The sequence below is a fragment of the Paucibacter aquatile genome (genome assembly GCF_002885975.1).
GTDB lineage: Bacteria > Pseudomonadota > Gammaproteobacteria > Burkholderiales > Burkholderiaceae_C > Paucibacter_A > Paucibacter_A aquatilis.
Map to the genome: position 1 here is coordinate 475,322 of NZ_POSP01000003.1, position 13,004 is coordinate 488,325.

The following is a 13,004-nucleotide window of genomic DNA, read 5'->3' on the forward strand; positions in this document are numbered from 1 at the left end:
ATCCCCACCGCCATGTCCGCCCCTCGCTACAAACAACTGCTGGACCGCCTGGCCCAAGACATCCGCAGCGGCGCACTGCGCCCCGGCACGCGCCTGCCTCCGCTGCGCCAGCTGGCCCGGCGTGAAGGCCTGGCCCTGGTGACGGCCAGCCGCGTCTATGCCGAGCTGGCCGGCATGGGCCTGGTCAGCGGCGAGGTGGGCCGCGGCACCTTCGTGCGCGACCCCAGCCTGCCGGCAGGCCATGGTCTGGATCTGGGCGTGCTGGCGCCGGATCTGGTGGACCTGGGCTTCAACTACCCCACCCTGCCCGGTCAGGCCGAGCTGCTGCGCAGCGGCCTGCGCCAGCTGGCGCAGGGCGGTGACCTGGAGGCCATGCTGCGTTACCAGCCCCACGGCGGCCGCCCGCATGACCGTGCAACCGTGGCCCGCCATCTGGCCAGCCGCGGCCTGCATACCATCGCCGAGCAGGTGCTCCTGGTGGACGGCGCCCAACACGGCCTGGCCTGCGTTGGCCTGGCCCTGCTGCAGCCGGGCGATGTGGTGGCGATCGATGCACTGAGCTACCCCGGCTTTCGCCTGCTGGCCGAAACCCTGAGGCTGGAGCTGGTGGCTGTGCCGGCCGCCGGCCATGGGGCGGGCCCCGATCTGGCTGCGCTGGATCGCCTGTGCCAGCAGCGCCGCGTGCGCGCGCTCTACACCATGCCCACCCTGCACAACCCGCTGGGCTGGGTCATGGAGCTGGCCGAGCGCGAGGCCCTGGCTGCGCTGGCCGAACAGCATGAGCTGCTGCTGATCGAGGACGCGGCCTACGCCTATCTGGTGGAGCGGGCACCGCCGCCTCTGGCCATGCTGGCGCCCGAGCGCACGGTCTACATCTCCGGCCTGTCGAAAAGCGTGGCGGCCGGCTTACGCCTGGGTTTTGTGCATGCCCCCAAGGCCTGCATCGCCGCGCTGGAGCGTGCCATCCGGGCCAGCACCTGGAGCACGCCGGGCCTGACCACGGCCCTGGGCTGCGCCTGGCTGGAAGACGGCACGGTGGACCGGCTGGAGCGCGAGAAACGGGCCGACGCCCGTGAGCGCCAGCGCCTGGCGGCCGAGCTGCTCGGGCCCCTGCCCCGCATCGGCCACCCGGGCTCCTACTTTTTATGGCTGCCGCTGGGCGAGGACGTCCGCGCCGACCGGGTGGCGGCCGAGCTGCTGCAAGGCGGCATCTCGGTCTCCACCGCCGCGCCCTACACCGGCAAGCGCGACGGCAGCGAGCCCCAGGCCATACGCCTGGCCCTGGGCTCCGTGGACCGGGCCGCCCTGACGCCGGCGCTGCGAGCGGTGCGCCAAGTCATCGAGGCGCACAGCGTTCTCTGAAAAAACGCGCTCAGGCGTCCTTGGTGCCGAAGATCTTGTCGCCCGCGTCGCCGAGGCCCGGGATGATGTAACCCTGCTCGTTGAGATGGCTGTCGATGGCGGCCGTCCAGCAGCGCACCTCAGGATGGGCTTTGTTCAGCGCGGCAACGCCTTCGGGCGCGGCTACCAGCACCAGGGCGCGGATGTCCTTGCAGCCGCGCGCCTTGAGCAGATCGATGGTGGCGATCATGGAGCCGGCCGTGGCCAGCATGGGGTCGATGATGAGGGCGGTGCGCTCGCCCAGATGGCCGACGAATTTGTCGAAGTAGTTGACCGGCTTCAGGGTCTCGTGATCGCGGGCCAGGCCAACGACCGAGATCTTGGCATTGGGGATCATGTCCAGCACGCCGTCCATCATGCCCAGACCGGCCCGCAGAATCGGCACCACCGTGACCTTGCGGCCGGCGATCTGGTCGATCTCGACCGGGCCGCACCAGCCCTCGATGGTGGTTTTCTCTAGCGGAAAGTCGGCCGTGGCCTCGTAGGCCAGCAGGCGCGCCACCTCACCCGTCAACTCGCGGAACTTCTTGGTCGAGATGTCGGCCTCGCGCATCAGGCCGATCTTGTGTTTGACGAGGGGGTGCTGGACTTCGATGACGGCCATGGCTGTGCTCTTCTTCGGGGGAGGCAAAAACTGCGGGAGGGGGCGCGATTATCCCTGGCGGGCGCGGCGCTGGCGCAGGGCTTCGTAGAGGCACACGCCTGCGGCCACCGAGACATTCAGGCTTTCCACCGCTCCCAGCATGGGGATGCTGACCAGTTCATCGCAGGTCTTGGCGGTGAGCTGGCGCAGGCCGTCACCCTCGGCGCCCAGCACCAGGGCCACCGGGCGGTTCAGATCGATGTCGTAGATCGATTTCGTCGCCTGGTCCGAGGTGCCGATGATCCAGATGTCGCGCTCTTTCAGCTCATTGAGCGAGCGGGCCAGATTGGTCACCATCAGATAGGGCACGGTCTCGGCTGCACCGCTGGCCACCTTGGCCACGGTGGCGTTCAGTCCGACGGCATGGTCTTTGGGTGCGATCACGGCGTTGGCGCCGGCACCATCGGCCACGCGCAGGCAGGCGCCGAGGTTGTGCGGGTCGGTGACACCGTCCAGCACCAGCAGCAGGGGCTGAACCTCGGCCGCTTCCAGGTCCTCCATCACCGCGTCCAGCGAATGCTGCATGGCCAGGGGCTGCACCCGGGCGACCACGCCCTGGTGGCGGCTGCTGCCGGCCAGCTTGCCCAGGCGATCGTCGTCGCTGTCCACCAGCTTGGCGCCGGCCTCGGTGGCGCGCTCGACAAACTGGCGCATGCGCTGGTCGCGCCGCGTGGCGTCGACATGGATCTCGCTGATGGATTTGGGGTGCGTCTTCAGGCGCACGGTCACGGCATGGAAGCCGAAGAGGATTTTGTTGCTGGTGCTGCTGCTCATCCCCGCATCGTAGCGGCTGCAGTCAACAAACCGATCAAAACCGGCTGATGCAGCATGTAGAAACTCAGGGACCAGCGACCCAGCACGGCCAGCGGCTGCAGCGGCGCCGGCAGCACGCCTCCCAGCCAGGCCGGGCGTGCAGCCAGCAGCCAGCGTCCGCCGGCATAGCCCCAGAGCATCATGCCCAGCCAGGGCAGCACGGGCACGAAATCCTCTGCGATCGGCAAGCGCGTGACCAGGCCGACCCAGTTGGTCCAGCGGCTGTCGAAGAAGGGATGCGGCCAGAGCTGCGGCGCCAGCCAGGCCAGCAGGCCCAGGCCCAGGCAGGCCCAGAGCGGCAAACGCGGCCCAATGGCACGCAGGATCAGCAGCATCACCGCCATGCCGTGCAGCACGCCAAAGCTGATGAAGCTGCGCGGGAACATCAGCGCCGAGCCGGCGCTGACCAGAAGCGCACAACCCGCCACCTGGGCCCAGCGGCGCCAGAAACGCGACCAGGGCTGGCCCTGGTGCAGCGCCAGGGCCTGGCCCAGGCCGGCGCAGAGCAGGAAGAGGCTGACGATGGCGCTGCGCTGCCCGGTCCAGAAGGGGTCGCGGTAGAAGTTCTGCTGGATCCAGCCAAAGTGGTTGAGGTCAAAGCAGAAATGGAACAGCGCCATCCAGACGATGGCCGCGCCGCGCAAGGCGTCCAGCCGCGGCACGCGTTGCAGCGGCGCTGGGGTGGGAGTGAGGGGTGAATCAGGGGCCAAGACAGTGCCGCAAGAGGAGTCAGAATGGCGGCAGTCTACGGGCAAGGCCGGGCCGCAGCCGCTCGCACATCCGCTGCGGGCTGCCCGGCATGCGCCGAGCACGACCGGCGCCATGCCTTGAATCCCCGCAATTCAGACCGACCTGCCGCACTCACCTGCTTTTTTCATTCAACTGCCCTGCCACGCCCGATGAAACTGCCCACCGCCCCCGCCTCTCAAGCCGCCCTGCTCGCCCTGGCCTTGCTGGCCGGTGTGGGCTTGAGCGCCTGCTGGCCCAATACCGCGCAGAGCAAGCCGCAGGCCGAGCCGCGTGCCGTGCAGCCGCGCGGCCCGCTCGATGCCGGCGAGCAGAACAACATCAACGTCTTCAAAAAGGTGTCGCCCTCGGTGGTGCACATCACCACCCTGGCCCTGAGCCGCGATCTGTTCTCCATGAACATCACCCAGCAGCCGCGCGGCACCGGCACCGGCTTCATCTGGGACGATGCCGGCCATGTGGTGACCAATTTCCACGTGATCCAGGACGGCGACGCCGCCACCGTCACCCTGTCGGACCAAAGCAGCTACCCGGCCAAGCTGGTGGGCAGTTTCCCCGACCGTGACCTGGCCGTGCTGCGCATCGAGGCCCCCAAGGAGAAGCTCGCCGCCATCGCCATCGGCAGCAGCCGCGAGCTGCAGGTGGGCCAGGCCGTGTACGCCATCGGCAACCCCTTCGGCCTGGACCAGACCCTGACCCTGGGCATCGTCAGCGCCCTCAACCGCGAGATCGAGTCGGTCACCCGCCGCACCATCCGTGGTGCTATCCAGACCGATGCGGCCATCAACCCAGGCAATTCGGGCGGCCCCCTGCTCGATTCGGCCGGCCGGCTGATCGGCGTCAACACCTCGATCTACAGCCCCAGCGGCGCCAGCGCCGGCATCGGCTTTGCGATTCCCGTGGACGAGGTCAACCGCATCGTGCCGCGCCTCATCCGCGACGGCCGCCTGATCCGCCCGGCCCTGGGCATCACGGCCGCGCCCGAGAACGTCAACCAGGCGCTCAAGCTGCCCAAGGGCGTGGCCCTGCTGCGCGTCTCGCCGGGCAGCCCGGCGGCACAGGCTGGCCTGCAGGTGTTTGCCCGCGGCCGCGACGGCAGCGTGATCGCCGGCGATGTGATCACCGCCATCAACGACGAGCCGGTGCGCGATCTGGACGAAATGCTCAGCCTGCTGGAGCGCCGCCAGGTCGGCGAGCGCGTGACCCTGAGCCTGTGGAACGCCGGCAAGACCCGCAAGCAGGCGGTGCAGCTGGGCAGCGCCGACTGAGCGATAAAAAGGCCGGCCCTCGCCACACCACCGCAGCTCCGCGCTTCCCCGGCTGGCAGGTCCCGGGGCCTGTGTTACCGTCAAAGCAAACGACTCTTTCTGTGACCGAGCCTCCCGGCGATGAGCCTGCAAACCCAGCCCCCGGCCACCAGCCCTACCGCAGCGCCTGACTCGCCGAGCCTGTCCCGCATCCTGCCGGCCTACTGGCCGGCCCTGCTGACCGCCTTGGTCAGCCTGACCCTGTGCATCGCCCTGGCCTGGATGCGCCACGGCCAAACCCTGGCGGCCGAAGAAGCGCAGGTGCAGCAAGAACTCAACGCCCTGCGCAGTCGCCTGGAAGCGGTGGCGCAAACCACGTTTGCGCCGACCCTCGGCCTTGAGGCCCTGATCCGGCTCGACGGCGGCATCTCGGACGCCCGCTTCCAGGCCATGAGCAGCCAGGTGATCCGCCTGCTGCCCCATGTGCGCAGCATCGTTGCCGCCCCCAACGACGTGGCTGAATTCGTCTATCCCCTGGCTGGCAACGAAGCGGTCTATCGCCTGGACTACCGCAGCATCCCGCGCCAGTACGAGCAGGTCCAGCTCGCCCGACGCCTGGGCCAGCCCTTGCTGGTGGGTCCGGTGCAGCTGGTCCAGGGCGGCCAAGGCTTGATCCAACGCGTGCCCGTGTTCCTGCCACGGCCCGAAGGCCAGGCGCCGCAGTACTGGGGCGTGATCTCGGTGGTGGCCGACTTGCCCCGCTTCATGGAGAGCACCGGCCTGGCCAATCGCCAGGATCTGCGCCTGGGCCTCTACCATACGGGCCAGCCGGCCGAGCGCCTGGGCGCTGTGATCTGGGGCGACCGCAGCCTGCCACAGCGCCGGCCGGTGCTGCAGACCGTCAACCTGCCCGGCGCCGTCTGGACCCTGGCGGCCGTGCCGGCCCAGGGCTGGAGCCAGGGGCCGAGCTGGCGGTCGATCGAGACGGCCTTGGCGGTCGGGGTGAGCCTAGTGCTGACCTGGCTGGCCGGCCTGCTGGTCTACCGGCGCCGCCTGCTGGTAAGCCACAACCGCGCCCTGGCCGAGGAAATCGCCCACAGCCGCCAGGTGCAGAGCGCCCTGGATGCCGAGCACGCCCGCTTTCGCAGCCTGACCGAGCTGTCCACCGACTGGGTCTGGGAACAGGACCGCGAGCTGCGCCTGAGCTACATCTCGCGCCCGGCTGAGAAAGCCTCGCAAGTGCCTTCGCAGGCCTTGTTGGGCATGAAGCGCTGGGAGTCGCCCGCCCTGGTGCCCGGGGTCGATTGGGCCGCACATCAGGCCATGCTGGAGCGCCACGAAGCCTTCCGCGACTTCGAGTACGCGCACTACGCGGGCGATGGATCCGTCCGTTATGTCAGCGTCTCGGGTACGCCCTTTTTCGACGCGAATGGCGAGTTCGCCGGCTACCGTGGCACCGGCCGCAACATCACGGCGGCCAAACAAGCCGAGCAGGCCTTGATCGAATCGCAAGCGGCGCTGACCGAGACGCTGAACCGCCTGCAAGCCATCCTCGACTCGGCCAGCGAAGTGGCCATCATCGCCACCGGTCTGGACGGCCGCATCACCGTCTTCAACCGCGGCGCCGAGCGCATGCTGGGCTACAACGAGCGCGAGATGCTGGGCCGCTACCCGGATTTCCTGCATCGGCGTGAAGAGGTCAGGCAACGGGCCGTCGAGCTGAGCGCCGAGTTGGGCGAAACCATCCAGGGTTTCGACACGTTTGTTGCCAAAGCCCGCGTGCTTGGCAGCGAGACCCGGGTCTGGACCTATCTGCGCAAGGACGGCAGCGCGCTCGATGTCTCGCTGACCGTCAGCCTGGTGCGCGACCGCGGCGGCCCGGCCATGGGCTATCTCGGTATTGCCCGCGACATCACCGAGCAACGCCAGGCCGAGCGCGCCCTGGTGCAGCTCAACGCCGAACTGGAAGACCGGGTCAGCAGCCGCACGATTGAGCTGACCGAAGCCATGCACACCTTGCGCCAGGCCCAGGATGAGCTGCTGCGCTCGGAAAAGATGGCGGCCCTGGGCTCCCTGGTGGCCGGCGTGGCCCATGAGCTGAACACCCCGCTGGGCAACTGCCTGACCACGGCCTCGACTTTGGAGGAACGCACCCGCGAGATTCAGGCCGAGTTCGAGGGCACGGGCCTGCGCCGCCAGCACCTGGCCGACTACCTGCGCGACGCCGGCACGGCGGCCAGCATCCTGCTGCGATCGCTGAGCACCTCGACCGAGCTGGTGGCGCATTTCAAGCAACTCTCGGTCGACCAGACCAGCTCGCAGCGCCGTGTCTTCGACCTGGCCAGCGCCCTGGACGATGTGCTGAGCCTGCTGCGCCCGCGCCTGCGCACAACGCCGTATCAAGTGGTCTGCGAGGTGCACACCCAGCGCCCGCTGGACAGCTACCCCGGCCCCCTGGGCCAGGTGATCAACAACCTAGTGCTGAACGCCCTGCTGCATGCCTTCGGCGGCCGCAAGCACGGGCGCCTGTCCATCCGTGCCGATGAGCTCTCGCCCGACTGGCTGCTGCTGGTGGTCGAGGACGACGGTGTGGGCATGAGCGAGGCAGTGCGGCGCCGCGCCTTCGACCCCTTCTTCACCACCAAGATGGGCAGCGGCGGCACCGGTCTGGGCCTGAACATCGTCTACAACATCGTCACCGGCATCCTGGGCGGCCAGATCGAGCTGAGCAGCGAGCCCGGCAAGGGCAGCCGCTTCACCTTCCGCCTGCCCTATGTGGCGCCGCAGCTCTCAGCCAAGGCGGAAGAGCGCGCCCATGACCCCAGGCCGGTGCCGAAGCCGCCGAACTCCTAGACTCGGGGTATGACCCGACGCTCCATCCCGCTGTCGATTCTCGACCTCGCCCCTATCGTCGAAGGCAGCGACGCGCGCAGCGCCCTGCTGAACAGCATCGCCCTGGCCCGCCATGCCGATGCCTTGGGCTACCGGCGCTTCTGGGTGGCCGAACACCACAATATAGACGGCGTGGCCAGTGCCGCCACCGCGGTCTTGATCGGCCGGCTGGCCGCCGCGACCACGCGCATCCGGGTCGGCTCAGGTGGCGTGATGCTGCCCAACCATGCGCCGCTGACGGTGGCCGAGGCCTTTGGCACCCTGGCCACGCTCTACCCCGGCCGCATCGATCTGGGCTTAGGGCCTGTTAACACGACGTCGATGGGTCGCGTTGCCGGCCAGAAAGGCCGCAGGCAAGGCGCGAACCGCAGCCGGGTTGGACACCCGGCGAGGATTTGCAACGTGGCCGGCGGTCTTTCTGGCCGCAACCCTGCGGGAAGGCTCGACTCAGCGGGCCAGGCGTCGTTGCGGCGCTGGCCCGCACGCGAGTGCGGGCGGCACGCTGCGCCTAGCCTGACCCGCTGAGGCGAGCCTTCGCGACCCATCGACGTCGTGTTAACAGGCCCAAGGCCGCGCACCGGGCACCGATGGCCCCACCATGCGGGCCCTGCGCCGCCACCTGAGCAGCGCTTCTGAGGATCGCTTCCCCGAGGATGTGATGGAACTGCAGGCCTATCTGGCGCCGGCCCGAGAGGGGCAGCTCGTGCGCGCCATCCCTGGCCAGGGCACCGAGGTGCCAGTCTGGCTGCTGGGCTCCAGCCTCTACAGCGCGCAGCTGGCGGCCTATCTGGGCCTGCCCTTTGCGTTTGCCTCGCATTTCGCGCCCGAGTTGCTGCAACAGGCGCTCGATCTCTACCGCAGCCAGTACCGGCCCAGCGCGGCACATCCGAAATCCCACGCCATGGTGGCGCTCAATGTGATCGTGGCCGACAGCGATGCCGAGGCGGGCCGCTTGTTCAGCTCCCTGCAGCAGCGCTTTTTGGGCATGCAGCGCGGCCAGCGTGGTCCGCTGCCGCGGCCGGTGGACAGCATGGCGCCGCTGTGGGCGGCCGCCTCGCCGGCCGAACGTCTGGGGGCTGAGCGCATGCTGGCCGAATCCATCGTCGGCTCACCGGTGACGGTGCGCGCCGGCCTGCGCACCACGCAGGAACGCACCGGCGCCGACGAGTTCATCGTCGCCGCGGCGGTGCATGATTTCCAGGCCCGGCTGCACTCCTACGAGCTGCTGGCCTGATCAGCCCAGGGCCTTGCGGGCGTTGCGGAACATCCGCATCCACGGGCTGAACGCGCTGACGTCGCCCGAAGTCCAGCTCAGCTGCACATTGCGGAACACGCGCTCCGGGTGCGGCATCAGCACGGTGAAGCGGCCATCGGCGGTGGTCACCGAGGTCAGGCCGTCCGGGCTGCCGTTGGGGTTGAGCGGATAGGTCTCGGTGGCTTGCCCCGAATGGTCGACATAGCGCATGGCGCGTGCGACCTGGGCGGCATCGCCGCGCTGCGAGAAGTCGGCAAAACCTTCACCATGCGCCACGGCGATGGGCAGGCGGCTGCCGGCCATGCCCTGGAAGAACAGGCTGGGCGACTCCAGCACTTCCACCATGGCAAGGCGGGCCTCGAACTGCTCGCTCTTGTTGCGCGTGAACTTGGGCCAGTGCTGCGCGCCCGGGATGATGGGCGACAGCGCCGCCATCATCTGGCAGCCATTGCACACGCCCAGAGCAAAGCTGTCGCCGCGAGCGAAGAAAGCCTTGAACTGCTCGGCCAGCACCGGGTTGAACATCACCGAGCGGGCCCAGCCTTCGCCGGCGCCCAGGGTGTCGCCGTAGCTGAAACCGCCGCAGGCCACAAAGCCCTTGAACTGCTCCAGCGTCACCGCGCCGGCCTGCAGATCGCTCATGTGCACGTCGTAGGTGTCGAAGCCGGCCTGCGCCATGGCATAGCTCATCTCGACATGCGAGTTGACGCCCTGCTCGCGCAGGATGGCCAGCTTGGGGCGGGCGCCGGTGGCGATGAAGGGCGCGGCCACATCCTCGTTCGGGTCGAAGCTCAGGTGCACATGGCGGCCGGGGTCGCTGGCCAGGCCCGCCTGGGCATGCTCACTGTCGGCGCAGGCCGGGTTGTCGCGCAGCTGGTTGATGCGCCAGGACACCTCGTCCCAGCTCTTGTGCAGCTGTTCCAGCGATTCGCTGTAGACCTTCTTGGCATCGCGCCAGACCTCGACCTGGCCGTTGCCATTGGGCTTGCCCACCACATGGCTGAGCTTGGACAGGCCGTGGCGGCGCAGCACCTGCAGCACGGCGTCGCGGTCGGCGGTGCGCACCTGCAGCAGCACGCCCAGCTCTTCGCTGAACAAGGCCTTGAGCGTCAGCTCTTCGCGGCGTGCGCCCACCTGGGTGGCCCAGTTCTTGGCGTCGCCGGTGTCGGCGCGGCTGTCGCTGACGCCGTCCCCCTCGGTGACCAGCATGTCGACATTGAGGCTCACGCCCACATGGCCGGCAAAAGCCATCTCGCAGGCCGTGGCCCAGAGACCGCCGTCACCGCGGTCGTGGTAAGCCAGCAACTGGCCGGCAGCGCGCAGCTCATTGACTGCGGCGACCAGGCTCTTGAGCAAGCCCGCGTCGTCCAGATCCGGCACGGCACCGCCGAACTGGTTCAGGGCCTGGGCCAGGATGGAGCCGCCCATGCGGTGCTGGCCGGCACCCAGGTCGACCAGGATCAGGCTGCTGTCGCCGGCATCGGTCTTGAGCTGGGGCGTCAGCGTGCCGCGCACATCGGCCACCGAGGCAAAGGCGGTGATGATCAAGGAGACGGGGGCTGTCACCTGTTGCTCGGCGCCTTGCGCATCGCTCCAGCGGGTGCGCATGGACAGGGAGTCCTTGCCCACGGGGATGGACACGCCCAGGGCCGGGCACAGTTCCATGCCGACCGCCTTGACGGTGTCGAACAAGGCGGCATCCTCACCAGGCTCGCCGCAGGCGGCCATCCAGTTGGCGCTGAGCTTGACGCGTGGCAGCTCGATCGGTGCGGCCAGCAGATTGGTGATGGACTCGGCCACCGCCATGCGGCCCGAGGCCGGGCCGTCCACGGCCGCCAGCGGCGTGCGCTCGCCCATGGCCATGGCTTCACCGGCGAAGCCCTTGTAATCGGCCAGGGTCACGGCGCAATCCGCCACCGGCACCTGCCAGGGGCCGACCATCTGGTCGCGGCTGTTCAGGCCGCCGACGGTGCGGTCACCGATGGTGATCAGGAAGCGCTTGGAGGCCACGGTCGGGTGGCGCAGCACGGTCTGGGCCACGCTGGCCAGGCTGACGCCGTTCAGATCGAGCGTGCCGGCATCGCGGGCGACGCGGCTGACCTCGCGGTGCATCTTGGGCGGCTTGCCCAGCAACACATCCATGGGCATGTCCACGGCACGCTGGCCGCCGGGGCCGTCTTCCAGAATCAGCTCGCGTTTCTCGGTGGTCACGCCGACCACGGCAAAGGGGCAGCGCTCGCGCTCGCACATGCGCTGGAACAGGTCCAGGCTGTCGGCGGCAATCGCCAGCACATAGCGCTCCTGGCTCTCGTTGCACCAGATTTCCTTGGGCGCCATGCCGGACTCTTCCAGCGGCACCTTGCGCAGATCGAAGACCGCGCCGCGATGGGCATCGTTGACCAGCTCGGGGAAAGCATTGGAGATGCCGCCGGCGCCCACATCGTGGATGGCCAGGATGGGGTTCTTCTCACCCAGACCCCAGCAGTGGTTGATCACCTCCTGCACGCGCCGCTCGATCTCGGGGTTACCTCGCTGCACCGAGTCGAAATCCAGGTCGGCGGTGTTGGTGCCAGCCGCCATCGAGCTGGCAGCGCTGCCGCCCATGCCGATGCGCATGCCGGGACCACCCAGCTGCACCAGCAGGGAGCCGGCGGGGAACTCGATCTTCTGCGTCTGGTCGTCGCGGATGGCACCCAGGCCGCCGGCGATCATGATGGGCTTGTGGTAGCCGCGCTGCACGCCGTCCACCTTCTGCTCGTAGACGCGGAAGTAGCCGTTCAGATTGGGGCGGCCGAACTCATTGTTGAAGGCCGCGCCACCGAGCGGGCCTTCGATCATGATCTGCAAGGCGCTGGCGATGTGGCTGGGCTTGCCAACCGGATTCTGCTCCCAGGGCTCGCTCAGGCCAGGCAGGTGCAGGTTGGAGACCGAAAAGCCGGTCAGGCCGGCCTTGGGGCGGGAGCCGCGGCCGGTGGCGCCTTCGTCACGGATTTCGCCACCGGCGCCGGTCGAGGCACCGGGGTAAGGCGAAATGGCGGTCGGGTGGTTGTGGGTCTCGACCTTCATCAGCACATGGGCCAGCTCCTCGCGGGCCTGGTACTGCGGCGCGCGCTGGTCGCCGGCCGGCATCCAGCGCTCGATGCGGTGGCCTTCCATGACCGAGGCATTGTCCGAATAGGCCTTGACCGTGTGCTGCGGGCTCAGCTTCTCGGTGTTGCGGATCATGCCGAACAGGCTCAGGTCCTGGTCGACGCCGTCGACCGTGAACTTGGCGTTGAAGATCTTGTGGCGGCAATGCTCGGAATTGGCCTGCGCGAACATCATCAGCTCGACATCGCTGGGGTTGCGCTTCAGGGTCTGGAAGGCGTTTTCGAGGTAGTCAATCTCGTCTTCGGACAGGGCCAGGCCGAAAGTCTTGTTGGCGGCCACCAGGGCGGCGCGGCCCTGGCCCAGCACATCGACATGCTCCAGCGGCTGGGCGGTCTTCTCATCGAACAGGTGGGCGGCGTCCTCGCGGGCCAGCAGCACGCTCTCGGTCATGCGGTCGTGCAGCAGATCGGCGCAGGCGATCAGCTCGGCCTGGCTCAGGGTCTTGGTGCCGCCCAGCAGGCCGCTCTTGAGGGTGATGCGGTACTCGGTGACGCGCTCGACGCGGTGGATGTTCAGGCCGCAGTTGTGGGCGATGTCGGTGGCCTTGGACGCCCAGGGGCTGACCGTGCCCAGGCGCGGGGCCACCACCACCAGGTGGCCGTCTTCGCCGCCCACATAGGCATCGCCATAGTTCAGCAGCGCGGCCAGCTTGGCGCCAGCGTCTGCATCCAGGGCCGCATCAGCCCAGACCCAATGCACATGGCGCGCTTGCACACCATTGATACGTTCGTTGATCGCCTGCAGCTGCGGCAGCAAGGCCTGAGCCCGGAAGGCGGATAGAGCGTTGCCGCCCTCGAAAGAAAGCAAGTGCTTGGGTGTTGCCATGGTGTCCCGCGTGGATGGCACGGCCAAGATG

7 protein-coding genes and 2 pseudogenes are annotated in these 13,004 nt (G+C 68.6%); 5 read left to right on the forward strand and 4 right to left on the reverse strand.

The window, feature by feature from the left end; all coding sequences use genetic code 11:
* The first annotated feature begins 12 nt into the window (after window positions 1–12).
* Complete coding sequence (locus C1O66_RS05350; RefSeq protein ID WP_102766940.1) at window positions 13–1,362, forward strand: aminotransferase-like domain-containing protein; 1,350 nt, start codon at window positions 13–15, stop codon at window positions 1,360–1,362.
* Window positions 1,363–1,372: 10 nt separating this feature from the next.
* On the opposite strand, the gene upp is transcribed toward C1O66_RS05350, so the two are convergent.
* The 3 genes from upp to C1O66_RS05365 are packed head-to-tail and all read right to left on the reverse strand — an operon-like array spanning window position 1,373 to window position 3,567.
* Window positions 1,373–2,005: a uracil phosphoribosyltransferase gene (upp, locus tag C1O66_RS05355; RefSeq protein WP_102766941.1), complete on the reverse strand. Its 633-nt coding sequence runs from the start codon at window positions 2,003–2,005 to the stop codon at window positions 1,373–1,375.
* A gap of 48 nt (window positions 2,006–2,053) precedes the next feature.
* The gene (gene rlmB / locus C1O66_RS05360; RefSeq protein ID WP_102766942.1) at window positions 2,054–2,818 is read right to left on the reverse strand and encodes a 23S rRNA (guanosine(2251)-2'-O)-methyltransferase RlmB; all 765 of its coding nucleotides are present in this window, start codon (window positions 2,816–2,818) and stop codon (window positions 2,054–2,056) included.
* Window positions 2,815–3,567 carry a DUF1624 domain-containing protein gene (locus tag C1O66_RS05365; protein WP_279305042.1) on the reverse strand — a complete coding sequence of 251 codons (753 nt, stop codon included), beginning with the start codon at window positions 3,565–3,567 and terminating at the stop codon, window positions 2,815–2,817. Before C1O66_RS05365 ends, rlmB begins: the two co-directional genes overlap by 4 nt.
* A gap of 189 nt (window positions 3,568–3,756) precedes the next feature.
* Here C1O66_RS05365 and C1O66_RS05370 point away from each other — a divergent pair, with 189 nt between their 5' ends.
* From C1O66_RS05370 to C1O66_RS05385, 4 genes and pseudogenes are all read left to right on the forward strand, one after another.
* Window positions 3,757–4,872 carry a S1C family serine protease gene (locus C1O66_RS05370; protein ID WP_102766944.1) on the forward strand — a complete coding sequence of 372 codons (1,116 nt, stop codon included), beginning with the start codon at window positions 3,757–3,759 and terminating at the stop codon, window positions 4,870–4,872.
* Between the two features lie 120 nt (window positions 4,873–4,992).
* Window positions 4,993–7,704, forward strand: a complete 2,712-nt coding sequence (locus C1O66_RS05375; RefSeq protein WP_102766945.1) for a PAS domain S-box protein — start codon at window positions 4,993–4,995, stop codon at window positions 7,702–7,704.
* 9 nt (window positions 7,705–7,713) lie between these two features.
* Window positions 7,714–8,112 (forward strand): annotated as a pseudogene (locus C1O66_RS24250) (MsnO8 family LLM class oxidoreductase); the annotation flags it as partial.
* Window positions 8,113–8,311: 199 nt separating this feature from the next.
* Window positions 8,312–8,977, forward strand: a pseudogene (locus C1O66_RS05385) (MsnO8 family LLM class oxidoreductase); the annotation flags it as partial.
* Here the strand turns inward: C1O66_RS05385 and purL are convergent.
* The gene (gene purL / locus C1O66_RS05390) at window positions 8,978–12,973 is read right to left on the reverse strand and encodes a phosphoribosylformylglycinamidine synthase (protein WP_102766948.1); all 3,996 of its coding nucleotides are present in this window, start codon (window positions 12,971–12,973) and stop codon (window positions 8,978–8,980) included.
* Window positions 12,974–13,004 lie beyond the last annotated feature (31 nt).